Source organism: Streptomyces sp. NPDC025651 (genome assembly GCF_055558735.1).
In genome coordinates this window covers 720,899-746,774 of sequence record NZ_JBVHLZ010000003.1, presented here as the reverse complement: position 1 = coordinate 746,774, position 25,876 = coordinate 720,899, and the positions used below count along the sequence as shown (strand labels likewise).

The window sequence follows — 25,876 nt, the reverse complement described above, 5'->3', positions numbered from 1 at the left end:
GTGGCCCTGTCCAAGGGCCTGTTCGGCTCTCCCGCGGGCGCTCGCGGGATGGCAGCGTCGAAGAGCGACGGACAGCGCGGAAACGAGCGGACAGTTCAGGAACGGCAGACAATTCGGGACCAGCGCACAGTTCAGGAACAGCGGACATCCGGGAACGGTGTGGCACGGAAAACGGAAAGGAGACGAGGAACCGTGGAGCTCCCTCTGATCGTGGGTGCCGACGGCTCGCCGGCGAGTCTGCGGGCCCTTGACTGGGCCGTCGACGAGGCCGTGCGGCGAAAGGCGCCGCTGCGCGTCGTGTACGCGTCGAGCTGGGAGTGGTACGAGGGGCACGAACCGTCCTTCGGGATCGGTGGGGAGTCCGTGCGTGCCGCGGCGGACCACGTGGTCGCCGGGGCCTTGGAGCACGCCCGCCGCCGTGCGCCCGGAGCCGAGGTGACCGGCGCCGTCCTGCCCGAGGATCCCGCGGCGGCGCTGATCCGCGAGAGCCGGCAGGCGGGCGCGGTCGTCGTCGGGAGCCGGGGGAGGGGGCAGTTCGCCGGGCTGCTGCTGGGGTCGGTGAGCCTGTCGGTGGCGGCGCACTCCGCGTCGCCGGTCGTCGTCGTACGGGACGGCGAGTCCGCAGGGGGCGCCGAAGCGGCGCCGGACCCCGAATCCGTACGGGGCACCGACGCGGCACGCCCCGTCGCCGAGGTCACCGTGGGAGTCGGTGACCCCGAGGAGTCCGCCGCGGCGGTGGCCTTCGCCTGCGACGCGGCGGAGCGGCGCGGGATCGCCCTGCGCGCCGTGCGGACCTGGCGGTGCCCGGCGCACGAGGTGCCCGACCGGCCACGGGCCGCCGCGCTCCCCGACCCCCATCAGGCGCGGGCCCAGGAGGAGTTGGACGAGGCCCTGCGCGAACCCCTCCGGGCCCACCGCACCCTCATGGTGCGCCGCGACGTGTTGGAGGGGCACGCCCGCACCGCGCTGCTCGACGCCGCCCGCACCTCCGAGCTGCTCGTGGTCGGGGCACGCCGCCGCAAGGGGCACCTCGGCATGCAGCTCGGCCCCGTCAACCACGCGGTGCTGCACCACGCGGCGTGCCCGGTGGCCGTCGTCCCGCACGACTGACCCGCGCCTCCCGTGGAACCCGTGCGGCACCCCCGCCCCTTGAGAGCAGACCGAGGAGATTCCATGGCACCTCCGTCGAAGGAGCACCTCGCGGCACTCGACGCCCACTGGCGTGCCGCCAACTACCTGGCCGTCGGCCAGATCTACCTGATGGACAACCCGCTGCTGACCGAGCCGCTGCGGCCCGAGCACATCAAACCGCGGCTGCTCGGCCACTGGGGCACGTCGCCCGGCCTCAACCTCGTCCACACCCACCTCAACCGCGTCGTCAAGGAGCGCGGGCAGGACGCCCTGTGCGTCTGGGGGCCGGGGCACGGCGGCCCCGCCGTGCTCGCCAACGCCTGGCTGGAGGGCTCGTACAGCGAGACGTACCCCGATGTCAGCCGTGACGTGGAAGGCATGGCCAAGCTGTTCCGGCAGTTCTCGTTCCCCGGCGGCGTGCCCAGCCACGTCGCTCCCGAGACGCCGGGATCGATCCACGAGGGCGGCGAGCTCGGCTACTCCCTCGCGCACGCCTACGGTGCCGCGTTCGACAACCCCGACCTCCTCGTGGCCTGCGTGATCGGCGACGGCGAGGCCGAGACGGGACCGCTGGCCGCCTCCTGGCACGCCAACAAGTTCCACGACCCCGCGCACGACGGCGCGGTCCTGCCGATCCTCCACCTCAACGGCTACAAGATCGCCAACCCGACGCTGCTCGCCCGGCTGCCCGAGGCCGAACTCGACGCGCTGCTCAAGGGGTTCGGGCACGAGCCGCTGTACGTGAGCGGCGACGATCCGCGCCGGGTCCACCTGGCGATGGCCAAGGCCATGGACCAGGCGCTCGACCGCATCGCCGCCCTCCGGAAGGCCGCCCGCGGCGGCGGCGCGCACAGCCGCCCCCGCCGGCCGATGATCGTGCTGCGCACGCCCAAGGGCTGGACCGGGCCCGCGACCGTGGACGGCCGGCAGGTCGAGGGCACCTGGCGCGCGCACCAGGTCCCGCTCGCCGGAGTGCGCGACAATCCGGACCACCTGGCCCAGCTGGAGGACTGGCTGCGGTCCTACCGCCCGCACGAGCTCTTCGACGCGCACGGCGGCCCGAGCCGGCAGGTCCTGGCCTGCGTCCCGGAAGGGCGCCGCCGTCTCGGCTCGACCCCGTACGCCAACGGCGGTGTCTTCACCCGCCCGCTCCCCGTGCCGCCGCTGGAGCGCTTCGCCGTCCCCGTCGACAAGCCGGGCACGACCCTGCACGAGCCGACGAGGGTCGCGGGCGGGCTGCTCGCCCAGGTCATGGCCGACACCGCGCGGCGCAGGGACTTCCGCGTCATGGGCCCGGACGAGACCGAGTCCAACCGGCTCGGCGCGCTCTTCGACGTCACCGGGAAGGCCTGGCAGGACCAGACCCTCGACACGGACGAGCACCTCTCGCGCGAGGGCCGCGTCATGGAGGTCCTGTCCGAACACCTCTGCCAGGGCTGGCTGGAGGGCTACACCCTGACCGGCAGGCACGGACTGTTCTCCTGTTACGAGGCGTTCGTGCACATCATCGACTCGATGGTCAACCAGCACATCAAGTGGCTGAAGACCGCCCGCTCGCTGCCCTGGCGCGCGCCCGTGCCGTCCCTCAACTACCTGCTGACGTCGCACGTGTGGCGCCAGGACCACAACGGCTTCTCGCACCAGGACCCCGGCTTCGTGGACCACGTGCTCAACAAGAGCCCGGATGTCGTACGCGTCTATCTGCCGCCGGACGCCAACACCCTGCTGTCGGTGACCGAGCACGTCCTGCACAGCCGCGACCACGTGAACGTCGTCGTGGCGGGGAAGCAGCCCTGTTTCGACTGGCTCTCCCTGGACGAGGCGCGGGCCCACTGCGCGCGCGGCGCGGGCGTGTGGGAGTGGGCGGGGACGGACGACGGCTCGCGTGACCCCGACGTGGTCCTGGCGTGCGCGGGCGACGTGCCCACCCAGGAAGTCCTCGCCGCGGCGGGGCTGTTGCGCGAGCACCTGCCCGAACTCGCCGTCCGGGTGGTCAACGTCGTCGACATCGCCCGTCTGATGCCGCGCGAGGAACACCCGCACGGCATGGCCGACTTCGAGTACGACGCCCTCTTCACCCGCGAGCGGCCGGTGATCTTCGCGTATCACGGCTATCCGTGGCTGATCCACCGCCTCGCCTACCGCCGCGCGGGCCACCCCCACCTCCATGTACGCGGCTACAAGGAGGCGGGCACGACGACCACGCCGTTCGACATGGTGGTCCGCAACGATCTGGACCGGTACCGCCTCGTCATGGACGTCGTCGACCGGGTCCCCGGCCTCGCCGTCCGCGCCACGGCCGTGCGCCAGGCGATGGCCGACGCCCGCACCCGCCACCACGCCTGGATCCGCGAGCACGGCACGGACCTGCCCGAGGTCGCCGCGTGGGCCTGGCCCTACTGAGGCCGTTGTCGGACCCCTGTGGCACGGTGTGAGGAGAGGTGGGACGAGCGAAGGGCGCGCAGGGCAGTGGCCGACGAGCTGTTTCCGCGGACCCGCTCCGCGCTCGGCCCCGGCGCGGTGCACGTGCCGGACTGGCTGACGCCCGGGGCGCAGCGGCGGCTGCTCGCCGCCTGCCGGGAGTGGGCGAGGCCGCCCGCCGGGCTGCGCCTCGTCAGGACACCGGGCGGTGGCGCCATGACCGCCCGGCAGTTCGGCCTGGGCTGGCACTGGTATCCGTACGGGTATGCGCGCAGCGCGGTCGACGGCGACGGCGCCCCGGTGAAGCCGATGCCGCCCTGGCTCGCGGATCTCGGGCGCACGGCGGCCGAAGCGGCCGGGTACGGGGGAGCGGAGGATGACGACCTCGACGACCTCGCGTACGACATCGCGCTCGTCAACTTCTACGACGCCGGCGCCCGCATGGGCATGCACCGCGACAGCGACGAGAAGTCCGGTGCGCCCGTGGTGTCCCTGAGCCTCGGGGACACCTGCGTCTTCCGCTTCGGCAACACGCGGACGCGCGCGAAGCCGTACACGGACGTCGAGCTGCGCAGCGGCGACCTCGTGGTCTTCGGCGGTGCCTCGCGGCTGGCCTTCCACGGGGTGCCGCGGGTGCTGCCGGACACCGCTCCGCCCGAGCTCGGTCTCACGGGGCGGCTGAACATCACGCTGCGGGTCAGCGGTCTGATCGACGGCGCGTGAGGGGAGCGCGGCGGCAGCGGTGGGCTAGGCGGCGTCGTGGAAGACCAGGCCCAGCGACCTGCGCAGCCCCGAGCGCACCGTGCTCACCCCGTGCCGCACAGGCCCCGCCGACCAGCCGCGCGCGGAGCGGACCGGGCGGTCGCGGGTGGTGAAGATCAGGCCGTGGCCCTGCCGCAGGACCGTCGACGTGCCCCGCGACTGGGCCCGTGGCCGCTGCTCGACCAGCAGGAACTCGCCGCCCGTGTAGTCGGTGCCCGGCTCGTCCAGGCCGATGACGACCTGGAGCGGGAAGACCATGTCCCCGAACAGGTCGCGGTGCAGGGCGTTCCAGTCGCCCTCCTCGTAGCGCAGCAGGATCTGCGCGGACCTGGCCTGGCCCGCCGCGTGGCACTGCTCCAACCACTCCTCCAGGGAGTCCGGCCAGGGTGCGGGACGGCCCAGGCGGGCCGCCCAGTCGCGGGCCACGGTCAGCAGGCGCGGGTAGAGGGCGGCGCGCAACTCCGCGACCGGGCGGGGGAGGTCATGCGTGAAGTAGCGGTACTGGCCGGAGCCGAAGCGGTGCCGTGCCATGTCGACGGTGGAGCGGAACAGCGCGTCGTCGCCGTACAGCCCCGCGATCTCGCGGCACTCGGCCGGGTCGATCAGACGGGGCGTGAGCGCGCAGCCGTGCGCGTCGAGCTCGGCGGCCAGCGCCGTCCAGTCCGCCGCGTCGACCGCCGCGCGCCGTGCCCGCGTGGTGGTGCTCATGCCGCCTCCAGGTCCAGGAGCCGTTGCTTGCGCTCCAGGCCGCCCGCGTACCCGGTCAGGGAGCCGTCGGCGCCGATCACCCGGTGGCAGGGGCGCACGACGAGCAGCGGGTTGCGGCCGATGGCGGTGCCCAGGGCGCGGACCGTGGCCCGGGAGAGTCCGAGCCGCTCGGCGAGCCGCCCGTAGGTGGTCGTGGTGCCGTAGGGGACCGAGTCGAGGGCGTCCCAGACCTTGCGCTGGAACGCGGTGCCGCTCCCGGCGGCGTACTCGATGTCGAATGCGGTGAGGCTCCCGGCGAAGTAGGCGCGCAGCTGCGCGGTGATCGCCTCGAACGCCCCGTCGTCGCGGACCCAGCCGTCCCGGACGACGGCGCCGCCCTTCTGGCCCGGCATGGAGAGCGAGGCCAGCGCGGTGCCGCCCTTGGCGGTGGCCGACTCCTCGCCCACCAGCAGCAGCTCGCCCAGCGGGCTGTCGATCGTCGTGCAGACGGTCATCGGACTCTCCTCAAGCGATCCAAGCGTTTGGTTGCTGCCTCAATTCTGCGTCTCGCGCGAGGGCGCGGCTGGCGGGATTCGGACATCGCGCTGAGCTCCGCGCCGCCGTCCACCGGCACGGCGGGAGACTCCGCTCACGCTTTATGCAACTAGTTGCACAACGGCTTCGGCCTGGTCTACAACTGTCCTGTGGACATCGCGTACGGAGGGGCCGCATGAGCCGATACCCGAACCTGCTGAACCCGCTCGACCTGGGCTTCACGACCCTGCCCAACCGGGTCCTGATGGGCTCCATGCACGTGGGCCTCGAAGAGGCGCCGAACGGCTTCGAGCGCATGGCGGAGTTCTACGCGACCCGCGCGCGCGGCGGCGTCGGCCTCATCGTCACCGGCGGCATCGCCCCGAACGAGCTCGGCCGCCCCTGGGACGGCGGCGCCAAGCTCACCACCGAGGCGGAGGCCAAGGAGCACGCCGGCATCACCGCGGCCGTGCACGCCGAGGGCGGGAAGATCGCGATGCAGATCCTCCACTTCGGGCGGTACGCCTACCACGACAAGCTGGTCGCGCCGAGCGCCCTGCAGGCGCCCATCAGCCCCTTCGTGCCGCGCGCCCTGGAGGACGACGAGGTCGAGCAGACCATCGAGGACTTCGTGCGCGCCGCCGAGCTGGCCAAGCTCGCCGGGTACGACGGCGTCGAGATCATGGGCTCCGAGGGCTACCTGATCAACGAGTTCATCGCGGCCCCCACCAACCAGCGAACCGACCGCTGGGGCGGCGCCTACGAGAACCGCATCCGCTTCCCCGTCGAGATCGTCCGCCGCACCCGCGAGCGCGTCGGCGCGGACTTCATCATCATCTACCGCCTCTCCATGCTGGACCTGGTCCCCGGCGGCTCCACCCTGGAAGAGGTCGTGCACCTCGCCAAGGAGATCGAGGCCGCGGGCGCCACCCTCATCAACACCGGCATCGGCTGGCACGAGGCCCGCATCCCCACCATCGCGACGTCGGTGCCGCGCGGCGCCTACACCTTCGTCACGAAGAAGGTCATGGGCGAGGTCTCCGTCCCGCTCGTCACCACCAACCGCATCAACACCCCGGAGATCGCCGAGCAGTTGCTGGCCGACGGCGCCGCCGACATGGTGTCCCTGGCCCGCCCGCTGCTCGCCGACCCCGACTTCGTCGCCAAGGCGAAGGCCGAGCAGGCGGACGCCATCAACACCTGCATCGGCTGCAACCAGGCCTGCCTGGACCACACCTTCAACCTGCAGATCACCTCCTGCCTGGTGAACCCGCGCGCCTGCCACGAGACCGAGCTCGTGCTCTCGCCCACCCGCACCAGGAAGCGCGTGGCCGTCGTCGGCGCGGGCCCCGCCGGGCTCGCCTTCGCCGTCTCGGCGGCCGAGCGCGGCCACGACGTCACGCTCTACGACGCCGCGTCCGAGATCGGCGGTCAGCTCAACGTCGCCCGCAGGGTCCCGGGCAAGGAGGAGTTCGACGAGACCCTGCGCTACTTCCGCACCCAGCTCGAACTGCGCGGCGTGCGCGTCGAGTTGAACACCGTCGTCACCGCCGAAGCGCTCAAGGGAGCGGCGTACGACGAGGTGGTCGTCGCCACCGGCGTCACGCCCCGCACCCCCGAGATCCCCGGCATCGACCACCCCAGCGTCGTCGGCTACCTCGACGTGCTGCGCGACGAAGCGCCCGTGGGCGAGCGCGTCGCGATCATCGGCGCGGGCGGCATCGGCTTCGACGTCGCCGAGTTCCTGACCGACGGCGGGGACAAGGCGAGCCTGGATGCGGCGACGTACTTCCGGCAGTGGGGCGTCGACATGGACTACCGGGGCCGCGGCGGCCTGACCGCGCCGCGGCGGCCGAAGCCGCCGCGCACCGTCCACCTGCTGCAGCGCAAGACGTCCAAGGTCGGCCAGGGGCTCGGCAAGACGACGGGCTGGATCCACCGCACCGAACTGCGCCACCGCGGCGTCACGATGGTCGCGGGCGCGCAGTACGACCTCATCGACGACGCGGGCCTGCACATCACCGTCGACGGCGAGTCCTCGGTCATCCCGGTCGACACCGTCGTCCTGTGCTCCGGGCAGGAACCGCGCCGCGGCCTGTACGAGGAGCTCGTCGCGGCCGGGGTCGACGCCCACCTCATCGGGGGCGCGGACGTCGCCGCCGAACTGGACGCCAAGCGCGCCATCAAGCAGGGCACGGAGCTGGCGGCCGCCCTGTGAGACCGGCGCCCGGCACCACCGCGTGCCGGGCGCCCTGTCCCTAGGATTGCCCCCATGTCACTCCCGCACGCGATCCTCACCGCCCTCCTGGAGAAGCCGTCGTCGGGCTTGGAACTGACCCGCAGGTTCGACAAGTCGATCGGCTACTTCTGGTCGGCCACGCACCAGCAGATCTACCGCGAGTTGGGCAAACTGGAGCGCGAGGGGGCGATCCGCGCGCTGCCCCGGCAGGGCGCGACGCGCGGACAGAAGAAGGAGTACGAGGTCCTGCCCGCGGGCCGCGCCGAACTGGCCCGCTGGACGGCCGCGAGCCAGGACCCCAGGCCGCCGCGCGACCCCCTCCTGCTGCGGCTGCGCGCCGCGGCGGTGGTCGGCACGGAGGGGATCCAGGAGGACCTGCACCGCCATCTCGCCCTGCATCGGCGCCAGTTGGCCGAGTACGAGGAGATCGAGCGGCGCGACTTCCCGCCCGGGAAGGACGCCGTCGAGGACCGCCTGCGGCATGTGGTGCTGCGGGCGGGCATCGACCTGGAGACGTTCTGGACGCAGTGGCTCACACGGGCGATCGAGGAGCTCGAGGCCCCGGACTAGCCGGTGTCCCCCTGGCCGCGGGTGGGGCTCAGCCGAGCGTCGCCTCCGTCGGATCCCATGCCACCGGCAGCGGCTGCGGGGTCACGAACTCCGCGGTGAGCGGGACGAACTCCGAGTGCCGGGCCGAGTGCTCGATGGCCGTCATGGTCTGCAGGACGTGCAGGGCGAGCGCGCCGGACGCCCGGTGGGCGCCGCCGCCGCGCAGGGCACGCGCCATGTCGACCACGCCGAGGCCGCGCCCGTCGGTCCGCCCCCGCACCGGAAGTTCACGCCATTCCGCCTCGCCGCTCGGCAGCAGCTTCAGCGGCCCGGTGAACGTGTTCGGGTCGGGCACCGCGAGGGTGCCCTCGGTCCCGGTGATCTCGAAGCGGACGCGGGGGAGCGCGGAGTCGAAGCTGAACGTCGACTCGGCCCGCACCCCGGAGGCGAACTCGACGAGCGCCGAGACATGCGTCGGCACGTCGACGGGGAAGGTGAGCCCCGCCTTGGGGCCGGATCCGACGGTGCGCCGCACGCGCGCGCGTGCGGCCGTCGCGGCCACCTGCGACACACCGCCGAACAGGGCGACGAGGGAGGTCAGATAGTAGGGGCCGAGGTCGAAGAGCGGTCCCGCGCCCGGCTGGTAGAAGAACGCCGGGTCGGGGTGCCAGGCCTCGGGGCCCAGGCCCTGCGTCACGGTCGTCACCGCCACCGGGGCGCCGATGTGCCCTGCCGCCACGGTCCGCAGCGCCGACTGCAGGCCCGCGCCGAGGAACGTGTCCGGGGCGTTGCCCACGAGCAGGCCCCGCTCCGACGCCTCGGCCAGCAGCTTCTCCGCCTCGGCGGGGGCGAGCGCGATGGGCTTCTCGCCGTAGACGTGCTTCCCGGCGCGCAGCGCGGCCGTCGCCACCTCCGCGTGCGCGGCGGGCACGGTGAGGTTGACGACGAGTTCGACGTCGGGCAGGGCGAGCACCGCCGCGGGACCGCCCGACATCGGTATGCCGTGGGCGCGGGCCACGGCGGCCGCCCGCGCCTCGTCGATGTCGGCGACGGCCACGACCCGGACGTCCGGGAAGCCGCTGAGCGTACGCAGGTACTGGGCGCTGATGACGCCCGCGCCGACGACGGCGACGCCGACGGGACCGGATCCCGCAGTGGCTTCCGCTTCCGTACTCATGCCGCCTCCGAACTCATGCCGTCTCCAAGGAAGTGAGGTAGGTGCGGCTCGCCGCGAGCTCGTCGAAGAGGGTGTCCGCGGAGCCCGCGCAGGAGTCGAACTCGACGATCCGCCAGGCGTCCGGCGCGGCGGCGAGGATCTCCGGCACCGGCATGGTGCCGCCGCCGACCGCCACGTTCGCGTCCTCCTTGGTGCCGGGCCCGTCCTTGAGGTGCAGGGCCCGCACACGGTCGCCGAGGCGGCCCAGCAGCCCGGGCACCTGGGCGCCCGCGACCGCCGCCCAGTAGGTGTCGACCTCCAGGAACACGGCGGGGTCCAGGAGCTCGGCGAGGACCTCGACGGCATGGCGGGCGCCGCCCCGGCCGTCCCCGTCGTCGAACCGGGGCTCGATCTCCCACCAGTGGTTGTGGTAGCCGATGCGGATGCCGTGCCGATCTGCCCGCTCCGCAAGGGAGTTGAGCCGCTCCGCGGTCCGTGCGAGCCCGTCGTGGGAGGTGAACTCCTCGGGCGGGATGCCCGCGGGGACGATCGCGAGGTCGGTGCCGAGCGCGGCCACCGCGTCGAGGACGGGTCCCGGCTCGGGGTCGAGGAGCTGGACGGCGTGCGTGCCGGACACGATGAGCCCGAGGTCGCGGGCGATCCGCCGCAGCCCCTCTGGGTCGCCCAGGACGTCGTACGCCTCCACCGCGCCGTACCCCAGACCGGCGAGGCGGCGCAGTGTCCCCTCCCGGTCGGCGGTGAACTGCTCGCGCACGCTGTAGAGCTGAACGCTGAGCGGTCGTGTCATGGGCGCGCCCTTCCCTGTCGGCTGGAAGGACGGTAAGTCGGTTCGGTGCGGTGGGACAAGAGTGCCTGGAGTGTTCACCGGTGCGTTCGGTGCGCTCGGTGCGTCCAGTGGTTCAGGTGGTGCCGCGCGACACTGCCGCCCACCGGCCGCACGACACTGCCGCCCACCCGCCGTGACGGCGGATGGGCGGCAGTGGTGGTGCTCTTGTCGCCGGTGCCCGGGATCAGGTCCGGCCCGCGGCGCCGCGGCGCCGCAGGTACCAGAAGCCGCCGCCCGCGGCCGCGGCCACCAGGGCCCCGCCGCCGACGAGGGTGAGCGTGCCCCGGTCCTCGGTTCCGCCCCCGAGTCCGCCGCGGACGCCGCGCGAGGGCGCCGTCGTGGAGGAAGCCGTCGGCGTGGTGCCGACGGTGACGGTCTGAGGTCCGACCTCCGACTTGTCCTGGCACATGACGAGCACGGTGTAGGTGCCGGCGCTGACGTTCCGCCAAGTGGCGCTGCCGTTCGCGAGCTCGGTCTGCCGGCCGCCGGCGAAGCTGGCGTCGGCGCCGCCCATCAGCGACGCCGTGCCGCCGTTGACGCACGCGGCGGTGGTGGCCTGCACGGTCGAACCGGTGGCGGTCACGCTGATCCCGCCGCCCGCGAACGCCGATGGAGCACCAAGGACCAGCGGCAGCGCGGCGATGGCCGTCGTCAGGCCGGCACGGACACATATCTGAGTAGTACGCATGAGTCTGCCCTCCGGTGGCACGGGAGGCGGTACAACCCATGCGCCGCCGAGAATCGGGGAACGCCCGTGCTACCTGACGAAGAGCCAACGTGCCCGCGCGGGGTCCCGCATGCGGACGACCGCCGGGCAGGTGACGGAATCCATCGTCCGGCGCAGCGGAGACCTGATTGACCGTCACCTCGCGTGCGTCAGGGGGCGGGGACGAGGCCGGCCGCGACGAGCCCGTCGTGCACCGCCTGACCGAGCGTCAGGACCGCGGACTGCGGGCGCACCATCACGGTGAACTCCTTGATCCGGTCGTCCTCGTCGAAGTGCAGCAGGTCGATGCCGTGGATCTCCTTGCCGTTCACCGTCGTACGGAAGAGCAGGACGTCCGACTCCGCCTCGCTGCCGTCGGCGCTCGTGCGTGCCCGTCCCGCGTACGAACCGACGTACCGGAAGTCCTCGAACGTCCGCAGCAGGACGCCGAAGAGCCCGAGCACCATCGGCCGGCCCTCGAAGGGCGTGAACTTCACCGGGCTGTAGAAGCGGATGTCCGGGGTGAACAGCTCCTCCAGGGCGTCGAGGTCGCCCTGCTCGACGGCGGTGCGGAAGCGTGCGGCGGTGGGGTGCGTCATGGTTCCTCCCGAGTGGCGCGGCGGAGGGCCGCGTCTCCGTGGTCTTCATAGTCAAGAATCTGAGTAGTCAGATCGATGACTATGATGGGGGTACGAGGCGGCGCAAGGGAAGGGGAGTCGGGCGATGGCTCTGCGGCACGCGGTGCTCGCGGCACTGCTGGACGGTGAGTACAGCGGCTATCAGCTGGCCAAGGGCTTCGACATCGGTGTGGCCAACTTCTGGCACGCGCTGCCCCAGCAGCTCTACGCCGAGCTGGCCAAGCTGGAGTCCGAAGGTCTGGTCGCGGGGCGGGAGGTGGTCCAGGAGGGGCGCCCGAACAAGCGCCTTTTCACGGTCACCGACGAGGGCCTCGCCGAGATGGAGCGCTTCGCCGCCCGCGCCGCGAAGCCGTCCTTCATCCGCGACGACCTGCTGGTGAAGGTGCAGGCCGTGGACGGCGTCGCCGCCGGTCCTGTGATCGAGCAGCTCACGGAGCGCGCCGCGGTCGCCGACGCGAAGATCGAGGTCCTGGAGAAGCTCCTCGTGAAGCTGCGCGGCGGCGCCGACGAGGGCGACTTCCTGCGCACCGGCGAGCGCGTCGGCCCCTATCTGACGTGTCTGCGCGGGCTCGCCTTCGAGCGCGAGTCCCGCGACTGGTGCCGGCGCGCGGCGGAGCTGCTGAGCGAGCGGGCCGCCGCCGCGGACCGGCGCGGCTGAGCCTCAGGGGCGGCCGGTGGTCACCGTCCGCTCGGGGGAGTAGCCGCCCCAGGTCCCGTCCGGCAGCTTGGGGCGGATCCGCACGCGGTGCCGCTCGCCGGACTGCCTGCCGATGTAGAAGCTGTGCTCGGCCTCGTCCTGCGGTGCCGTGCCGCCGAAGACGAGCGAGGTGGCGGTGCGGCCGTCCAGCTGGATCTGATACTCCGTCACCGCGCCGCCGGTGCGCGGCGGCGTCCAGGACAGGTCGATGTAGTACGCCCCGTCCTTGCTGTGCGTCCTCGCGCGGAAGCCGGTGGGTGCCGTGCCGCGCCCGGAGTCCTTGCCCGCCGCGGTCGTGACGCGGACCTCGGCGCTCGCGGGCGAGAAGTTGTCGGCGGCGTCGCGCGCCTTGACCGTGAAGGTGTAGTCGGTGCCGGGCCGCAGCCCCGTGACCAGCGTCGCGGTCTGCTGCCCGCCCACGCTGTGGATCTTCGAGCCGCCCTGGAAGATCTCGTACGAGGCCACGCCCCTGTTGTCCGACGACTTGCGCCACGAGAGCATCGCCGCCCGGCTGCCCTCGGCCTCGCCCTTCAGGTCCGCGGGCCGGGTCGGTGGCCTGTGGTCGGCGGCGGCCGCGGCGGGTGTGGTGACCGAGAGCTTCCTGCTGTCCTCGCTGACGTTCCCCTCGGCGTCGCGGGCGCGCACGGTGAAGGTGTACGTGGTGGACGGCTTGAGGCCGACGACGTCCACCATGTGCTCCGCGCCCGGCACTTCCTTGACCTTCTCGGCGTTCCGGTACACCTCGTAGCCGGTGACCTCGGTGTCGTCGGTGGCCTGGTTCCACATGACGTGCGCGGTGGTGGCGCTGCCCGCCTGCACGGTCAGGCCCCGGGGCGCCGCCGGGGGCCTGGTGTCCTTGCTGTCCCCGCCGCCCCACGCGCAGCCGCCGAGCACGGCCGTGGTCGCGGCCGTGGCGGCCAGCAGGGCCACGGGGGTGGACAGGTGGGGCATCCGGCGCACGGCGCTGCCTTCCACTCGACGGCATTGGTCCGGACCTATTTGACACGGGTGACGGGGGCACATCAAGAGGTGGGGCGTGCGCCGTACGGGCCCTGAACAGTGGACGGCGGGTACGACCGGGCACAGATTGGGATATCTGGCCTACAAGCCGTCAGTCGTCCCCTACGAAGGGTTTCTTCACGTGCGTACCAGAACGGTGGCCCTGGCCACCGCTGCCGGAGCCGCTCTCCTCGCCCCTGCCTCGTACCCTGCCGCGGCGCAGCCGCCGATGGTCGAACCGGTCGCCAAGTCGCCGGAGAGCAGGGTGGGTTCAGCGCCGGAGGGCAGGGCTGGTTCAGTGGCGGCTCCGGTCGGGGAGGGCTCGGTGCGGGCCGCCGACCTGCTGGCCGCGACGCGGTCCTGCAAGCAGATCTCCCACGGCAGGTTCCGCACCGACGACGGCGCCCGCGCCACGGTGCCCGTGTGCGGGGCGCGGGGCGCGGTCTTCTGGAAGGCCGACATGGACATCGACTGCGACGGGCAGCCGACCAAGGCCTGCAGCCGCCGCACCGACCCACTCTTCTTCCACGCCACGGCCTTCCAGCAGTCCGACGGCCGCCAGCTGAACGCGGAACGCCTGCCCTACGTCGTCGTGCCGGGCCCGAGCCGCCGCTGGAACCACGCCGAGCACGGGGTCACCGGCGGCACCGTCGCCGCCGTGATCCACCGCGGCAGGGTCCAGTACGCCGTGGTCGGCGACACCGGGCCCACCGACCTCGTCGGAGAGGCGTCCTACGCGACCGCCAAGGCGCTCGGCATCCGGCCCGACCCGAAGACGGGCGGCACGGGATCCGGCGTCACGTACATCCTCTTCAAGGGACCCGGGGCGAAGCCGATCGAGAGCCACCGGGCCGCGGTCGCGCGGGGCGACGCGCTGGCCCGGCAGTTCGTGCGACGGAACTAGCGCCCCTTCCTCGGGAGGGCTCACACCTTCCGGTAGGTGTACGCCTCTTCGGCCGCCGCCTCCACGGCGGCGAGGTCGGCTCCGGCCGACGCGGTGACCACGGCCGCCACCGCGCCCTCCACGAACGGGGCGTCCACCAGGCGTGCGCCGTCCGGGAGTTCGTCGCCCTCGGCGAGCAGCGCCTTCACGGTGAGGACCGCGCTGCCGAGGTCGGTGAGCAGGGCGACGCCCGCGCCGCGGTCGACCCGCGCGGCGGCCGCCGAGATCAGCCCGGCGCTCGTGCCGAGCCCGCCGTCCTCGGTGCCGCCCGCGGCCGCCACGGGCGCGGTGTCGCCGCCGCCGGCGAGCCCCGTGGCGAGGGCGGCCACGGCTTCGGCGACGGGGCCGCTGTGCGACACGAGGACGATGCCGACCAACTGGCCGTCAGCCATGGCCGTCCTCCCGCGCGGCGCGCTCCGCGGTCTCGGCGAGCGCCTCGAAGAGCAGGGCCGAGGAGGTCGCGCCGGGGTCCTGGTGCCCGACGCTGCGCTCGCCCAGATAGCTCGCGCGGCCCTTGCGGGCCTGCAGGGGGACGGTGGCGAGGGCGCCGTGGAGCGCGGCCTCCCGTGCCGCGCCGAAGGAGCCGGGGAGCGCGTCGATGCCGGGGACGAGCGCGTCCAGCATCGTCTTGTCGCCGGGCGCCGCGCCGCCGAGCGCGGCCACCGCGTCGACTCCGGCGCGCAGGGCCTCGGCGAACTCCGCCTCGCCGACCTCGCGGGCGTCGCCGAGCGCCTTGCCGGTGCGGCGCAGCAGCGTGCCGTACAGCGGGCCCGACGCCCCGCCGACCGTCGAGATCAACTGCCGCCCCGCCAGCGTCAGGACGGCCCCCGGCGTGTCGGGTTCCTCCTTCTCCAGCGCGGTCACGACGGCGGTGAAGCCGCGCCGCAGATTGCTGCCGTGGTCGGCGTCTCCGATGGGCGAGTCCAGCTCCGTGAGCCGGTCCGCCTCACGGTCGACGGCCGCCGCGGCGGCCGTCAGCCAGCGACGGAAGAAAGGGGCGTCGAGCACGGGGTCTCCTTGCGTCGGCGGTGATGTGATCGCGTACCGGACAGGGCCTCAGGTTCCCCAGCGCAGCGCGGGCGTGCGGACCGGCGCGTCCCACAACCTCAGTGTCTCCTCGTCGATCTGACACAGCGTCACGGAGGCTCCCGCCATGTCCAGTGACGTCACGTAGTTGCCGACGAGGGTGCGTGCCACGGCGACGCCGCGCTCGGCGAGGGCCCGCTCGACCTCGGCGTTGAAGCCGTACAGCTCCAACAGGGGAGTGGCCCCCATGCCGTTGACGAGCAGGAGCACCGGATTGCGCGGCCGGAGGTCGTCCACCACGGCGTTCACGGCGAAGTCGGCGATCTCACGCGCGGTCATCATGGGGCGACGCTCACGCCCCGGCTCGCCGTGGATGCCGATGCCCAACTCCAGCTCTCCGGAGGGAAGTTCGAAGGTCGGGCTGCCCTTGGCGGGCGTACTGCACGCGCTGAGCGCGACGCCGAAGCTGCGGGAGTTCTCGTTGACCCGCCGCGCGACGGCCTCGACCCGCTCCAACGGCATGCCCGCGTCGGCGGCGGCCCCCGCGATCTTCTCCACGAAGAGCGTGGCGCCGGTGCCGCGCCGCCCTGCGGTGTAGAGGCTGTCGGTCACCGCCACGTCGTCGTCGACGAGCACCTTGGCCACCTGGACGCCCTCGTCCTCGGCGAGCTCCGCGGCCATGTCGAAGTTGAGGACGTCGCCCGTGTAGTTCTTCACGACGAACAGCACGCCCGCACCGCTGTCCACGGCGGCCGCGGCCCGCACCATCTGGTCCGGCACGGGCGAGGTGAAGACCTCCCCGGGACAGGCGGCCGACAGCATGCCGGGCCCCACGAACCCGCCGTGCAGCGGCTCGTGCCCGGACCCGCCGCCCGACACGAGGGCGACCTTCCCCTCGACGGGGGCGTCCCTGCGGACGATCACGCGGTTCTCGACGTCGATCGTCAACTCGGGATGGGCGGCGGCCATCCCGCGCAGCGCGTCGGTGACGACGGTCTCGGCGACATTGATCAGCATCCTCATCGGTACCTCCTGCTGAGACAGGTGAACTGCTGAGCCGTGCGAACCTGAGGCCAGTATCGAGGCGTGCCGTCGTTCGGCGCAGGGGGTCGTGGCAGCGGCCCGCGCCCCGGATCCTGGACGGGTCCCGCTGATCATGGTCCTGCGGCCGACGGTGTCGCAGAGCGGGCCGAGGACGAGCGGCCCGAGCGGATGGCCGACGGCGAAGGCGCGCGGGCGGACCGTGCGCGACGTGACGGACCCGGCGGGCCGTGGCGGGCCTGGCGCGTGCCGGGGCGCACGGGGTCTCGAGTTGCCGTACGGCTGTGGGCGATGTGCTCTGGAAGGCGGGGATCAGTGAAGAAGGGACCTCCGCCATGGCAGTCTCCGCGCCCACGCGCCCGACCGTCCACCTCGGCTCCGTCCACTGGGCGGGCCCCGTCCTGCTCGGCCTGGCCTATGGCCTGTGGGCGACCAACATCCAGCGCCGTGGAGAGGCGGTCTCCGGCGGGGACGTGCTCCTGGGCGTCGTGACCGGCGTCGTCGTCGCCGTCGCGTACTACACGCTGCGGCGGATCCTCGCGCCCCGCCTGCCCCGCGGGCTGCGGGCGGCCGCCTGGGGCGCCTTCGCGGGCCTCGCCGTCGGCTATCTGCACAGCCTCGCCAACACCAGCGTCCTGTGGTCCGCGGTCCTGGGGCTGATCATCGCCGCGTGCACGGCCGTCTCGCTGTTCTACCGCTACTACACCACGGAGGGCTGACGCCGGGGTTTGTATCGGGCGAGTATCGAGGAGCGCTCTGTTGCCCATCAGAGGGTGCCCCGTCCCTCATTGGCTGCGCTGCCTCGTGCGATGTCTGGCATATCGTTCCTTCGCATGGAAGGCGACCTCGAACCGGATCCGGCCTCCCCGCGGCCCGTGCGCGTGCTGCTGGTGGAGGACGACGACCTGATGCGCCGGGCCTTCGGCGTCGCCCTCGAACGGTACGGATACGAGATGAGGACCGCGGCCGACGGGCTCGCGGGTCTCGACCTCTTCCGTGACGAGCGCTTCGACCTGCTGATCCTGGACGTGATGCTGCCCGGCCTCGACGGGATCGGCCTGTGCCGCAGGGTCCGGGAGACCAGCCTGGTGCCCGTCCTGATGATGTCCGCCCGCGGCGACGGGGTCGACGTCGTCGCCGGCCTGGAGGCGGGCGCGGACGACTACGTGGTCAAGCCCGTGGAGACCGGAGTGCTCGTGGCCCGTATCCGTTCGCTGCTGCGGCGGGCCTCCTACGCGCCCGCCCCGGGCCCCGGACGGGACACGGCCGACGGGACGCGGGCGGCCGACGCGGACGTGCTGGTCTTCGGCGACCTGACCATCGACACCGGCGGCATGGAGGTGTCCCTCTCCGGAAGCCCGGTGGCCCTGACCCCGACCGAGTTGAAGCTGCTCCTCGCGCTCGCCGCACGCCCGGGTGTCGTGCTGGAGCGGCACACCCTGCTGCGGGACGTGTGGGACTACGGCTGGGACGGCGACAGCCGCGTCGTGGACCTGTGCGTGCAGCGGCTGCGCAAGAAGCTGGGCCGCGACCGGATCGAGACGGTCCGCGGCTTCGGCTACAAGTTCAGGCGCTGAGGCCGGTGCGACGCCCGCCCCGGCCGCGGCAGGTCCGTGTGCCCCTGCGCTGGAAGATCGCCGCACTGGCCGCGACCACGGCCTGCCTGGTCGCCCTCGCGGTGGGCGTCATGGTGCACGTGTGGACCGCGTCCGACATCCGCTCCCGGGCCGAGATGCAGGTGACGAACACGCTGTACGAGGCCATGGACGTCTACCGGCGCACCGGCACCCTCGTCGGCGGCGCCGAACTCGACCCCGCCGACCTGCCCGCCACGCTGCGCGACCCGTCCGACGGCGAACGGCACACCGCCTACGACGACTCCGTCGACAGGTACGGGGTGGGCCCGACCGCCTGGGCCGCCCAGCGGGTCGCCGGGCCGGGCAGCCAGGTCCTCGCCGTGTCGCTCAACGCGGGCCCGATGCGCTCCACGCTGCGCAGGCTCGACGCGACCATGGCGGTCGCCTCGCTCGCCGCCCTCGCGGCGGCCGTGCCGCTCGCGGTCTACGGCGCCGGGCTGCTCGGCCGCAGGCTGCGGCAGGTGTCGCAGACCGCGGAGCGGATCTCCGCCGGGGACCTGGACGCGCGGACCGGTCCCACCAAGGGGCGCGACGAGGTGGCCGAGATCGCCGCCACCGTCGACCTCATGGCGGACAGCCTCGGCCGACGGCTGCGCACCGAGCGCCAGTTCACCGCGGACGTGGCCCATGAGCTGCGGACCCCCGTCGGCGGCCTGCTCGCCGCCGCCGACCTGCTGCCGCCCGGCGAGACCGAGGACCTGCTGCGGGCCCGGGTGCGCGACCTGCGCGGCCTGGTCGAGGACCTCCTGGAGATCTCCCGCCTCGACGCGGGCGCCGAACAGCCGGCCCACGCCCGGGTCCCGCTCGACGCGGTCGTCTCCGAGGCCGTGGCGCGCACCGGGCTCGACACCGACGTCACCGCCACCGACGCGCGGGTGGTGGAGACCGACCCGCGCCGTCTCGAACGGATCGTCGGCAACCTCGTCGTCAACGCCCATCGGCACGGGACCGCTCCGGTACGGGTCACCGTCGAGGGCGCGACGGTCGTCGTACGCGACCACGGCCCCGGCTACCCCCAGGACCTGCTGCGCGAGGGACCGCGCCGGTTCCACACGGGCGCGAAGGAGCGCGGCTCGGGGCACGGCCTCGGGCTGACCATCGCCCTGGGCCAGGCCCGGCTCCTCGGCGCCGAACTGCGCCTGGACAACGCACTGGACGGCGGCGCGGTCGCCACCGTGCGGCTGCCGGACTGACGGGTCGGCAGCCGCGTACGCGGAACCGATACGAGGCGAAGCGGCGGCCGATACATCGCAGCCGAGGTCCCGATACCTCCTGCGGACACCTTTGGTGTGCACCGTCCGCACCCGAAGAGGAGTCCTCGTGACCGCCCCACCCCTGGACACGTTCATGCCGCGCCCGAGCGGTATCGCGGCCGCCGTGACCGACCTCTCGAAGGTCTACGGCAGCGGCGACACCCGCGTCGTGGCCCTGGACCGCGTCAGCCTCGCCTTCCGGGAGGGCGAGTTCACCGCGATCATGGGCCCCTCCGGCTGCGGCAAGTCCACCCTGATGCACTGCGCCGCGGGCCTCGACTCCTTCAGCTCCGGTTCCGTGCGCATCGGTACCACCGAGCTGGGCACGCTCGACGACCGGCGGCTCACCGCGCTGCGCCGCGACCGGATCGGCTTCGTCTTCCAGGCGTTCAACCTGCTGCCGACGCTGACCGCCCTGGAGAACATCACGCTGCCGCTGACCATCGCGGGGCGCCGCCCCGACCGGCAGTGGCTCGACCACGTGGTGTCCATGGTCGGCCTCTCCCAGCGCCTCGGCCACCGGCCCGCACAGCTGTCCGGCGGGCAGCAGCAGCGCGTCGCCGTGGCCCGCGCCCTGGTCTCGCGCCCCGCGATCGTCTTCGGCGACGAGCCGACCGGCAACCTCGACTCCCGAGCGGGCGCCGAAGTCCTCGGCTTCCTGCGCGACTCGGTACGGGAGTTGGACCAGACGGTGGTCATGGTCACCCACGACCCGGTCGCCGCCGGCTACGCCGACCGCGTCGTCTTCCTCTCCGACGGCCGCCTGGTCGACGAGATGGCGAGGCCCACGCCGGACCGGGTCCTGGACCGGATGAAGGAGTACGACGCCGCGGCGCGCACGAGCTGACCCGCCGCCCGCGCCGGCCGAGCCCCGTCCCGGCTGCCCGCCCGCACCCATCGAGCCCACCACCCCAGGACCCGCATCCCATGTTCCGTACCGCCCTGCGCAACGTCATCGCGCACAAGGCCCGCCTGGTCATGACCGTCCTCGCGGTCTGCCTGGGGGTCGCCTTCGTGTCCGGCACCCTCGTCTTCATGGACTCCGCCGCGGCCGCCCAGCGCGCCGCCGCGTCGAAGAGCTTCGCGGACATCGCCGTCACCGTGACCCCCAAGGCCCCTCCCGCGGGAACCGCCCCCGACCGACGCGCCGGAGCGGTCGACGACGCGCTCGCGAGGAAGCTCGCCGGGGTGCCCGGCGTCGCCGCCGTGCGCCCGACCGCCGACGGCTCGGCCGTCCTGAACGACGCGGACGGCACCCCGATGCGGGCCGACGCCGCATGGGCGCACCAGGGATCCGCGTACGTACCCGGCAAGGACGGCAAGGACAGCCGCTACCCGCTGCTCGAGGGCCGCGCCCCGCGCGACGGCGGCGAGATCGCCGTGGACGGCGGCACCGCGGACGCCGGCGGCTTCCGCCTCGGTGACAAGGTCACGGTGGCCACCGAAGGGCCGGTCATGACCAAGCGGCTCGTGGGCATCGTCTCCACCCAGGACACCCGGGTGACCGCGGGCGGCACCCTCGTCCTGTTCGACAAGGCCACGGCCCAGCGGCTCTTCGCGTCCCCCGGGCACTACACCGGGATCGACCTGTCCGCCGCGCCCGGCATCGCGGAGCCCGAGCTCGCCGAGCGCGTCGCCGCGGTGCTCCCGGCGGGCCGGGCCGAGGCCACGACCGGGACCGCCCAGGCCGCGCAGCAGTCCGTCCTCGTCGACACCCTGACCCGGGGCAGCGCCAAGACGGCGACGGTCTTCGCCGGAGTCGCCCTGTTCATCGGCTCGTTCCTCATCATCAACACCTTCACGATGCTCGTGACGCGGCGCACCCGCGAGATCGCCCTGCTGCGGGCGATCGGCGCCTCGCGCCGCCAGGTGGTCCGCTCCGTCCTCCTGGAGGCCCTCCTCGTCGGCCTCGCCGCGTCGGCGGCAGGGTTCCTGCTCGGCCTCGGCGTCGCCTCCGTCCTGCCCGACGTCCTTGGCACCGACGCCGATCCGCAGCCCGACGGGCCGCTGGTGATCGGCCCGGGCCCCGTCGTGGCGGCGCTCGCCGTGGGCGTGGGCGTCACCGTGCTCGCCGCGTGGCTGCCGTCCCGCAAGGCGGCCGGGATCGCGCCGATCGAGGCGCTGCGCACGGCCGAACAGCCGCCCTCCGCCGGCCGGTCCAGGATCCGTGGCGCGGTGGGATGCGTCCTGCTCGCGCTCGGCGCCGGTCTGCTGGTGTCCCTCACCGGGGCGAAGGACGCCTCGGAGGAGAACCTGCGGAGCGCGATGGCAGGCTGCGCCCTCCTCGTCGTCGCCGTGATCGTCCTCGCGCCGCTGCTCGCCTCCCCGGTGATCCGGCTGACCGGGCGCCTCACGGACCGCTTCGGCGTCCCAGGACGCCTCGCGCGGGAGAACGCGCTGCGCGACCCGCGGCGCACGGCGGCCACCGCCGCCACCCTGCTGATCAGCACGGCCCTGGTCGCCGGGCTCGCCGTCATCGGCCACTCCACCGGGCAGGCGCTCGACCGTCAGGCCGCGGCCGGCCTCGGCGCGGACTACGTCATCGGCACCCGCTCCACCACGACCGGCGTCGACCCCGCCGCCGTGCGCCGGGTCGCCGAGACCCCGGGGGTACGGACCGCGGCCGCCGTCACGGACACCACGCTGTTCACCGGCGGCAAGGTGCGGGACCTCACCGGCGTCGATCCCGGCACCGCGGGCGCCACCATGAAGCTCGACTTCGTCAGCGGCTCCCTCAAGGACCTCGGGCCGGGCCGGATCGCCCTGTCCAGCACCGTCGCCCGGGAACAGGGAGTGGGCACGGGCGACAAGCTCAACGCCCGTATGGGAGCGGGCGGGGACGAGGACTTCACGCGGTACACCGTCGTGGGCGTCTACGAGGACAACCCCACCGCCCATGACGCGCTGGGTGCCCGCAGCGAGGTCCAGCGGCACAGCTTCATGCCGGGCTCGGTCCAGAGGATCCTCGTCCGCACCGACCACGGATCGATCTCGGCGGCCACCGAGGAGCGACTGCGTACGGCCGTGGGCAGGAGCCCGCTGCTCACGGTGCAGGACCGCGAGGAGCTCGTCCGCGAGGCCGCGGGCACCATGGGCGACCTGCTGACGCTGATGTACGGGCTGCTCGCCATCGGCGCCGTGATCAGCGTGCTCGGCATCGTGAACACCCTGGCCATGTCGGTCTCGGAGCGGACCCGTGAGCTCGGCATGCTGCGCGCCGTCGGCATGGACCGCGCCGGAATCCGGCGGATGATCCGCGCGGAGGCGGTGACCGTCGCAGCCTTCGGCACCCTTCTCGGCCTGGCGGTCGGGCTGTTCGGGGCCTGGGCGGTCGGCGCGCTCGCGGGCGGGGCCGTGGAGCAGTACGCGTTCGCGCTGCCCTGGGGGACGCTGCTCGCCGTGTGCCTGGGGTCCTTGGCGGCCGGCGTGGTCGCCGCGGCGCTGCCGGCCCGCCGGGCGGCGGCGATGAAGCCGCTGGAGGCCGTCGCGCAGGTGTGAGGCACAAGCCCCCTCGGTGGGCCCTGACGGGCTCGCCGAGGGGGCTCGACGGAGCTTCGGCCGGTGGACGGCGGCGGTCGTGAAGAGTCCAAGTCCGCCCGCGCGTTCGTCCATGGCGGGGCTCCTTCGGGATGCGTACAACCGGTCCTGAGGCACCCCCCCCCAGAGAGGAACGGCACATGTCCTTCCCGGTCCTTCGTCGATGCGCCGCGGTCGCCGCGGCCGCAGGATTTGTCATGGTCACGTCGCAAGCCGCGTCCGCGGACGTGGGAGGCGGCAACGTCTCGGTGAGCTGGCAGGTGGCGGGCGCCCCGTCGGCCGGGCTGACCGACATCACCTTCCCCATCACCGTGAACCACGCGACCGCCCACAGGAGCGGGATCTACTTCGCCCAGCAGTTCGGCTTCACCAACGCCCCGGACGTCGGGTACACCGGACTCCAGCCCCGTGCGAACAGCGGAGGAAAGGAGCGGCTGTCCGCCCGCTTCTCCAGCTTCGTCGCGGGGACCACGACCTCCGACCCGCTCTGCCACGAGGGCGCGGACGGAGGGCCGGGCGTGACCTGTGCCGTGGACTTCGACGCCGTGTACGGCCACCGCTACGACATCACGGTGGAGCGCGGCGGCAGCGACACCTGGACCGGGACGGCGCGGGACACGGTCAGCGGCAAGGAGACCCACCTGGGGACCTGGACGCTGCCGGCGGGCAGCGGCAACATGCGGGGTTCCCAGGGCGGGTTCGTGGAGTACTACGCGGGCATTCCCGGCTGCGCCGAGATGCCTCGCTCCGACGTCGTCTTCGGCGGCCCCACCTCCACCGACGCGGGCGGCCTCACCGGCACGTCACGGGCCAACCACGAGTACAGCGACTGCGTGGGGGAGTCCGGCTACCGCGCCGAGAACGCCGGGGCGGGGACGCACATCACCCGCGGGTTCGTGTCGTAACGGGCGAGGCCGCGGCCCCTGGCTCCGCCGCGACCGCCCAACTCCCCCTCACGGCAAGGGGTTTGCCGGAGGCCTGACTGGGCGACAGAAGAGGAATGTGACATATTACTGCTCCACGAGTACTCCGGCCGCCGCTCCACGAGCGCTCCGGACGACCCCTTTCCCGGAGGGTTCCTGCTGTGAGCACCACCGCGACGACCCCCGCCGCCACCGGCACCACCGCCCCCGCCGCCCCCGCCGTCACGACCGTGCGCACCGTCGACTACCACGCCGGAGGCGAACCCTTCCGCATCGTCGACGCGGCGGCCGCCGGGCTGCCGCCACTCCCCGGGGACAGCGTGGCCGAGCGGCGCGCCACCGTCATCGGTCCCGGTGGGTCCGGCACGGCTCCGCGCCCGGGGCCCCTCGACGACGTACGCAGGTTCCTGGTCCAGGAGCCGCGCGGGCATGCGGGCATGTACGGCGGATTCGTCGTCCCGCCGGACGACGACGGGGCGCATCTGGGCGTGCTGTTCTGGCACAAGGACGGCTACTCGACCGCCTGCGGCCACGGCACGATGGCGCTCGGCGCCTGGGCGGTCGACTCCGGACTCGTCGCCGCCCGCGACGATGGGGAGGTCCAGGTCCGCGTCGACGTGCCGTCGGGGCGCGTCACCGCGACCGCGCACCGCACCGCGGGCCGCACCACCGGCGTGACCTTCCGCAACGTCCCGGCCCGGGTCACCGCCCGCCGGGTGCCCGTGACCACCGGTCTCGGCGCGGTGGACGTCGACATCGCGTACGCCGGCGCCTGCTACGCCTCGGTCGCCGCGCGCGATCTGGGGGCGGCCGTCGACCGGGCCTCGCTGCCCGCGCTGCTCGCGGCGGGCAGGGAGATCCGAGCCGCCCTGGACACCCACCCCGCCACCCGGCATCCCGACGGGCCCCTCCTCTCCGGCGTCTACGGCGTGATCTTCCACGAAGATCTCCCCGACGCCCCCGAAGGGCCGCGCCAGCGCAACGTCACGGTGTTCGCCGACGGGCAGATCGACCGCTCGCCCTGCGGCTCCGGCACCTCGGCGCGGATCGCGCTGCTCGCCGACGAGGGGCGCCTGGGTGCGGACAGCCGCCTGACACTGACTCACGAGTCCCTCGTGGGAACGGTGTTCACCGGGCGGGCCGTGCCCGAGGCGAGCACGGCGGAGGGCCTGGTCACCGACGTCACGGGCAACGCCCACCGCACCGGCGAGCACCTCTTCGCCCTGGACCCGTACGACACCCTCGGCACGGGGTTCCCGCTCTGAGCGCTGAAGTCCCACCCTTGAGTCATGCATACCCCCAAGGGGTATGGTGAGGCTCATGGAACTCACGGTCAAGCAGACGGCTTCCAGTGGCGTGTCCGGCTCCTGCTCCAAGGTCTGCGGGCTCGGCTCCGCCGAGCTGGTGCTGCTGCGTCAGGTGCTCGGGCTCTGCCTTCGGCTGAGTGTTCGTATCTCCGGTGACTGCCCTGCGGGTAAGGGGAGTTGAGGGGCGTGACGTGACGAGGGGGTGCGTGGGTGGCTTGATCACGCTGTGTTCTTGTGGGTCGGGATGTCGGGGTCCGCGAGATCGGGTTAGGATCACGGCGTGATTACGGCCTGGTCTCCTCCCGGTGCACGTCGGAGCCGCTCGACAGCGGTTCTGTGCCGGGTTGTGGGGTTGGGTCTGTTCCTCTTCAGCCTGGTGTTCACGCACGTGGCCGACCCGGATGTCACGGGCCGTCACCTCGCGGCAGGGAAGGCCGTGGTCGGGAACGCCGTCGTGGGGAACGCCGTGGCCGGGGCGCCGGAGGCGCTTAAGGCACCGCAAGGGCTTCGAATGGCGCAAGGGCTTCAAGCGCCGAACGGGCTTCACTCGACGGACGGGCTTCACTCGACGGACGGGCTTCACGCGCCGGGCGGGCATCACCGCGACCACCGGCAGCACGCCGTCGAGGAGTGCGCCCTCGGGCAGCCTCCGCAGAGCCCCGGCGTGGACACGCCCTGCCTCTCCCCGCTCGACTCGGACCGGCGCGACGGTGCCCCCGCGCTGACGGGCGCCCCGCATCGGGCCGGACGGGACTTCGTGGTCCCGATAGCGCACGCGGCGGACTCCGCGATCCTGCGCATCTAGGTCGACGCCTCATCTGAACGTGCCCGATTCCAACGGTG

The 25,876-nt window shown here is 73.2% G+C and carries 26 protein-coding genes; 16 read left to right on the top strand and 10 right to left on the bottom strand.

Features of this window, described 5'->3' with window-relative positions:
• Nucleotides 1-192: 192 nt before the first annotated feature.
• The 3 genes from ACZ4D5_RS15570 (at nt 193) to ACZ4D5_RS15560 (ending at nt 4,275) form a co-directional block, all read left to right on the top strand.
• Nucleotides 193-1,110: a universal stress protein gene (locus ACZ4D5_RS15570; protein WP_467772885.1), complete on the top strand. Its 918-nt coding sequence runs from the start codon at nt 193-195 to the stop codon at nt 1,108-1,110.
• A 63-nt stretch (nt 1,111-1,173) separates the two neighbouring features.
• Nucleotides 1,174-3,534 (top strand): phosphoketolase family protein, encoded by a 2,361-nt coding sequence (locus tag ACZ4D5_RS15565; RefSeq protein WP_467772884.1) that lies wholly within the window; start codon nt 1,174-1,176, stop codon nt 3,532-3,534.
• 66 nt (nt 3,535-3,600) lie between these two features.
• Entirely contained in the window at nt 3,601-4,275 is a 675-nt protein-coding gene (locus ACZ4D5_RS15560) for an alpha-ketoglutarate-dependent dioxygenase AlkB family protein (RefSeq protein ID WP_467772883.1), read from the top strand.
• A gap of 24 nt (nt 4,276-4,299) precedes the next feature.
• Here the strand turns inward: ACZ4D5_RS15560 and ACZ4D5_RS15555 are convergent, their stop codons facing one another.
• Nucleotides 4,300-5,022 (bottom strand): 2OG-Fe(II) oxygenase, encoded by a 723-nt coding sequence (locus ACZ4D5_RS15555; RefSeq protein WP_467772882.1) that lies wholly within the window; start codon nt 5,020-5,022, stop codon nt 4,300-4,302.
• Nucleotides 5,019-5,516 (bottom strand): methylated-DNA--[protein]-cysteine S-methyltransferase, encoded by a 498-nt coding sequence (locus ACZ4D5_RS15550; protein WP_467772881.1) that lies wholly within the window; start codon nt 5,514-5,516, stop codon nt 5,019-5,021. The genes ACZ4D5_RS15555 and ACZ4D5_RS15550 overlap by 4 nt, the downstream gene beginning before the upstream one ends.
• A gap of 215 nt (nt 5,517-5,731) precedes the next feature.
• On the opposite strand from ACZ4D5_RS15550, the gene ACZ4D5_RS15545 reads away from it, so the two are divergent.
• Both ACZ4D5_RS15545 and ACZ4D5_RS15540 read left to right on the top strand, forming a co-directional pair.
• Nucleotides 5,732-7,753, top strand: a complete 2,022-nt coding sequence (locus tag ACZ4D5_RS15545) for an oxidoreductase (protein ID WP_467772880.1) — start codon at nt 5,732-5,734, stop codon at nt 7,751-7,753.
• A 54-nt stretch (nt 7,754-7,807) separates the two neighbouring features.
• Nucleotides 7,808-8,344, top strand: a complete 537-nt coding sequence (locus ACZ4D5_RS15540) for a PadR family transcriptional regulator (protein ID WP_467772879.1) — start codon at nt 7,808-7,810, stop codon at nt 8,342-8,344.
• Between the two features lie 28 nt (nt 8,345-8,372).
• Here the strand turns inward: ACZ4D5_RS15540 and ACZ4D5_RS15535 are convergent, their stop codons facing one another.
• From ACZ4D5_RS15535 to ACZ4D5_RS15520, 4 genes are all read right to left on the bottom strand, one after another.
• Nucleotides 8,373-9,500: a Gfo/Idh/MocA family protein gene (locus ACZ4D5_RS15535; RefSeq protein ID WP_467772878.1), complete on the bottom strand. Its 1,128-nt coding sequence runs from the start codon at nt 9,498-9,500 to the stop codon at nt 8,373-8,375.
• 13 nt (nt 9,501-9,513) lie between these two features.
• The gene (locus tag ACZ4D5_RS15530; protein ID WP_467772877.1) at nt 9,514-10,287 is read right to left on the bottom strand and encodes a sugar phosphate isomerase/epimerase family protein; all 774 of its coding nucleotides are present in this window, start codon (nt 10,285-10,287) and stop codon (nt 9,514-9,516) included.
• A gap of 223 nt (nt 10,288-10,510) precedes the next feature.
• On the bottom strand, nt 10,511-11,014 hold the full coding sequence (locus ACZ4D5_RS15525; protein WP_467772876.1) for a hypothetical protein: 504 nt from the start codon (nt 11,012-11,014) through the stop codon (nt 10,511-10,513).
• 188 nt (nt 11,015-11,202) lie between these two features.
• On the bottom strand, nt 11,203-11,631 hold the full coding sequence (locus ACZ4D5_RS15520) for a nuclear transport factor 2 family protein (RefSeq protein ID WP_467772875.1): 429 nt from the start codon (nt 11,629-11,631) through the stop codon (nt 11,203-11,205).
• Nucleotides 11,632-11,755: 124 nt separating this feature from the next.
• Here ACZ4D5_RS15520 and ACZ4D5_RS15515 point away from each other — a divergent pair, with 124 nt between their 5' ends.
• Nucleotides 11,756-12,328: a PadR family transcriptional regulator gene (locus ACZ4D5_RS15515; protein ID WP_467772874.1), complete on the top strand. Its 573-nt coding sequence runs from the start codon at nt 11,756-11,758 to the stop codon at nt 12,326-12,328.
• A gap of 3 nt (nt 12,329-12,331) precedes the next feature.
• Here the strand turns inward: ACZ4D5_RS15515 and ACZ4D5_RS15510 are convergent, their stop codons facing one another.
• A complete protein-coding gene (locus ACZ4D5_RS15510) occupies nt 12,332-13,318 on the bottom strand; it encodes a fibronectin type III domain-containing protein (protein ID WP_467772873.1) in 987 nt (328 codons plus the stop codon).
• Nucleotides 13,319-13,508: 190 nt separating this feature from the next.
• On the opposite strand from ACZ4D5_RS15510, the gene ACZ4D5_RS15505 reads away from it, so the two are divergent.
• Nucleotides 13,509-14,270: a glycoside hydrolase family 75 protein gene (locus tag ACZ4D5_RS15505; RefSeq protein ID WP_467772872.1), complete on the top strand. Its 762-nt coding sequence runs from the start codon at nt 13,509-13,511 to the stop codon at nt 14,268-14,270.
• Nucleotides 14,271-14,290: 20 nt separating this feature from the next.
• Here the strand turns inward: ACZ4D5_RS15505 and ACZ4D5_RS15500 are convergent, their stop codons facing one another.
• Genes ACZ4D5_RS15500 through dhaK form a run of 3 tightly spaced genes read right to left on the bottom strand, consistent with a single transcriptional unit; the run spans nt 14,291 to nt 16,358 of the window.
• Nucleotides 14,291-14,701 (bottom strand): PTS-dependent dihydroxyacetone kinase phosphotransferase subunit DhaM, encoded by a 411-nt coding sequence (locus ACZ4D5_RS15500; protein WP_467772871.1) that lies wholly within the window; start codon nt 14,699-14,701, stop codon nt 14,291-14,293.
• A complete protein-coding gene (dhaL, locus tag ACZ4D5_RS15495; protein WP_467772870.1) occupies nt 14,694-15,317 on the bottom strand; it encodes a dihydroxyacetone kinase subunit DhaL in 624 nt (207 codons plus the stop codon). Before dhaL ends, ACZ4D5_RS15500 begins: the two co-directional genes overlap by 8 nt.
• A gap of 48 nt (nt 15,318-15,365) precedes the next feature.
• A complete protein-coding gene (dhaK, locus tag ACZ4D5_RS15490) occupies nt 15,366-16,358 on the bottom strand; it encodes a dihydroxyacetone kinase subunit DhaK (protein WP_467772869.1) in 993 nt (330 codons plus the stop codon).
• Nucleotides 16,359-16,711: 353 nt separating this feature from the next.
• Between dhaK and ACZ4D5_RS15485 the strand changes: the two genes are divergently transcribed.
• From ACZ4D5_RS15485 to ACZ4D5_RS15445, 9 genes are all read left to right on the top strand, one after another.
• A complete protein-coding gene (locus ACZ4D5_RS15485; RefSeq protein WP_467772868.1) occupies nt 16,712-17,095 on the top strand; it encodes a hypothetical protein in 384 nt (127 codons plus the stop codon).
• 114 nt (nt 17,096-17,209) lie between these two features.
• Nucleotides 17,210-17,953 (top strand): two-component system response regulator CseB, encoded by a 744-nt coding sequence (gene cseB / locus ACZ4D5_RS15480; RefSeq protein ID WP_467772867.1) that lies wholly within the window; start codon nt 17,210-17,212, stop codon nt 17,951-17,953.
• The gene (locus ACZ4D5_RS15475; protein ID WP_467773033.1) at nt 17,950-19,206 is read left to right on the top strand and encodes a sensor histidine kinase; all 1,257 of its coding nucleotides are present in this window, start codon (nt 17,950-17,952) and stop codon (nt 19,204-19,206) included. The genes cseB and ACZ4D5_RS15475 overlap by 4 nt, the downstream gene beginning before the upstream one ends.
• 154 nt (nt 19,207-19,360) lie before the next feature.
• Nucleotides 19,361-20,113 (top strand): ABC transporter ATP-binding protein, encoded by a 753-nt coding sequence (locus tag ACZ4D5_RS15470; RefSeq protein WP_467773032.1) that lies wholly within the window; start codon nt 19,361-19,363, stop codon nt 20,111-20,113.
• Between the two features lie 80 nt (nt 20,114-20,193).
• Nucleotides 20,194-22,764: an ABC transporter permease gene (locus tag ACZ4D5_RS15465; RefSeq protein ID WP_467772866.1), complete on the top strand. Its 2,571-nt coding sequence runs from the start codon at nt 20,194-20,196 to the stop codon at nt 22,762-22,764.
• 236 nt (nt 22,765-23,000) lie between these two features.
• Complete coding sequence (locus tag ACZ4D5_RS15460; protein ID WP_467772865.1) at nt 23,001-23,708, top strand: hypothetical protein; 708 nt, start codon at nt 23,001-23,003, stop codon at nt 23,706-23,708.
• A gap of 179 nt (nt 23,709-23,887) precedes the next feature.
• Nucleotides 23,888-24,991: a proline racemase family protein gene (locus tag ACZ4D5_RS15455; protein ID WP_467772864.1), complete on the top strand. Its 1,104-nt coding sequence runs from the start codon at nt 23,888-23,890 to the stop codon at nt 24,989-24,991.
• A 55-nt stretch (nt 24,992-25,046) separates the two neighbouring features.
• Entirely contained in the window at nt 25,047-25,214 is a 168-nt protein-coding gene (locus ACZ4D5_RS15450; protein ID WP_467772863.1) for a hypothetical protein, read from the top strand.
• A gap of 483 nt (nt 25,215-25,697) precedes the next feature.
• Entirely contained in the window at nt 25,698-25,838 is a 141-nt protein-coding gene (locus ACZ4D5_RS15445) for a hypothetical protein (protein ID WP_467772862.1), read from the top strand.
• Nucleotides 25,839-25,876 lie beyond the last annotated feature (38 nt).

Excerpts from the sequence above, each read along its gene's own strand:
- ACZ4D5_RS15565 (WP_467772884.1), top strand. The coding sequence starts at position 1,174 with ATGGCACCTCCGTCGAAGGAGCACCTCGCGGCACTCGACGCCCACTGG.
- ACZ4D5_RS15555 (WP_467772882.1), bottom strand. The coding sequence starts at position 5,022 with ATGAGCACCACCACGCGGGCACGGCGCGCGGCGGTCGACGCGGCGGAC.
- ACZ4D5_RS15550 (WP_467772881.1), bottom strand. The coding sequence starts at position 5,516 with ATGACCGTCTGCACGACGATCGACAGCCCGCTGGGCGAGCTGCTGCTG.
- ACZ4D5_RS15545 (WP_467772880.1), top strand. The coding sequence starts at position 5,732 with ATGAGCCGATACCCGAACCTGCTGAACCCGCTCGACCTGGGCTTCACG.
- ACZ4D5_RS15540 (WP_467772879.1), top strand. The coding sequence starts at position 7,808 with ATGTCACTCCCGCACGCGATCCTCACCGCCCTCCTGGAGAAGCCGTCG.
- ACZ4D5_RS15535 (WP_467772878.1), bottom strand. The coding sequence starts at position 9,500 with ATGAGTACGGAAGCGGAAGCCACTGCGGGATCCGGTCCCGTCGGCGTC.
- ACZ4D5_RS15530 (WP_467772877.1), bottom strand. The coding sequence starts at position 10,287 with ATGACACGACCGCTCAGCGTTCAGCTCTACAGCGTGCGCGAGCAGTTC.
- ACZ4D5_RS15525 (WP_467772876.1), bottom strand. The coding sequence starts at position 11,014 with ATGCGTACTACTCAGATATGTGTCCGTGCCGGCCTGACGACGGCCATC.
- ACZ4D5_RS15520 (WP_467772875.1), bottom strand. The coding sequence starts at position 11,631 with ATGACGCACCCCACCGCCGCACGCTTCCGCACCGCCGTCGAGCAGGGC.
- ACZ4D5_RS15515 (WP_467772874.1), top strand. The coding sequence starts at position 11,756 with ATGGCTCTGCGGCACGCGGTGCTCGCGGCACTGCTGGACGGTGAGTAC.
- ACZ4D5_RS15510 (WP_467772873.1), bottom strand. The coding sequence starts at position 13,318 with ATGCCCCACCTGTCCACCCCCGTGGCCCTGCTGGCCGCCACGGCCGCG.
- ACZ4D5_RS15500 (WP_467772871.1), bottom strand. The coding sequence starts at position 14,701 with ATGGCTGACGGCCAGTTGGTCGGCATCGTCCTCGTGTCGCACAGCGGC.
- dhaK (WP_467772869.1), bottom strand. The coding sequence starts at position 16,358 with ATGAGGATGCTGATCAATGTCGCCGAGACCGTCGTCACCGACGCGCTG.
- ACZ4D5_RS15485 (WP_467772868.1), top strand. The coding sequence starts at position 16,712 with ATGGCAGTCTCCGCGCCCACGCGCCCGACCGTCCACCTCGGCTCCGTC.
- cseB (WP_467772867.1), top strand. The coding sequence starts at position 17,210 with ATGGAAGGCGACCTCGAACCGGATCCGGCCTCCCCGCGGCCCGTGCGC.
- ACZ4D5_RS15470 (WP_467773032.1), top strand. The coding sequence starts at position 19,361 with ATGCCGCGCCCGAGCGGTATCGCGGCCGCCGTGACCGACCTCTCGAAG.
- ACZ4D5_RS15465 (WP_467772866.1), top strand. The coding sequence starts at position 20,194 with ATGTTCCGTACCGCCCTGCGCAACGTCATCGCGCACAAGGCCCGCCTG.
- ACZ4D5_RS15460 (WP_467772865.1), top strand. The coding sequence starts at position 23,001 with ATGGTCACGTCGCAAGCCGCGTCCGCGGACGTGGGAGGCGGCAACGTC.
- ACZ4D5_RS15450 (WP_467772863.1), top strand. The coding sequence starts at position 25,047 with ATGGAACTCACGGTCAAGCAGACGGCTTCCAGTGGCGTGTCCGGCTCC.